This is a genomic window from Methylobacterium sp. WL116 (assembly GCF_008039455.1).
Classification (GTDB): domain Bacteria; phylum Pseudomonadota; class Alphaproteobacteria; order Rhizobiales; family Beijerinckiaceae; genus Methylobacterium.
Genome location: NZ_VRUV01001089.1, coordinates 1 through 563, shown reverse-complemented (window position 1 = coordinate 563; position 563 = coordinate 1). Strand labels below are relative to the sequence as shown.

1 protein-coding gene is annotated in these 563 nt (G+C 64.8%); it reads left to right on the top strand.

The window, feature by feature from the left end:
• Window positions 1-563, top strand: a 563-nt coding sequence (locus tag FV223_RS29540; protein ID WP_281406316.1) for an FtsK/SpoIIIE domain-containing protein, incomplete at both ends; no start/stop codon positions are given.

Below are 563 nucleotides of genomic sequence, written 5' to 3'. Positions count from 1 at the left end.
AACACCATGATCCTCTCGCTCCTCTACCGGATGAAGCCGGAGGAGTGCCGCCTGATCATGGTCGACCCGAAGATGCTGGAGCTGTCGGTCTACGACGGCATCCCGCACCTGCTCTCCCCCGTCGTCATCGACCCGAAGAAGGCGGTCATCGCCCTCAAATGGGCGGTGCGCGAGATGGAGGAGCGCTACAAGAAGATGTCCAAGATCGCGGTCCGGAACATCGACGGCTACAACGCCCGGATGGCCGAGGCCCGCGCCAAGGGCGAGACCATCACGCGGACGATCCAGACCGGCTTCAACCGCGAGACCGGCGAGGCGGTGTTCGAGGACGAGGCGATGGACCTCGCGGCCCTGCCCTACATCGTGATCGTGGTCGACGAGATGGCCGACCTGATGATGGTGGCCGGCAAGGACATCGAAGGCGCGATCCAGCGCTTGGCGCAGATGGCGCGCGCGGCGGGCATCCACCTGATCATGGCGACGCAGCGTCCGTCGGTGGACGTGATCACCGGGACGATCAAGGCGAACTTCCCGACCCGGATCAGCTTCCAGGTGACGAGCAA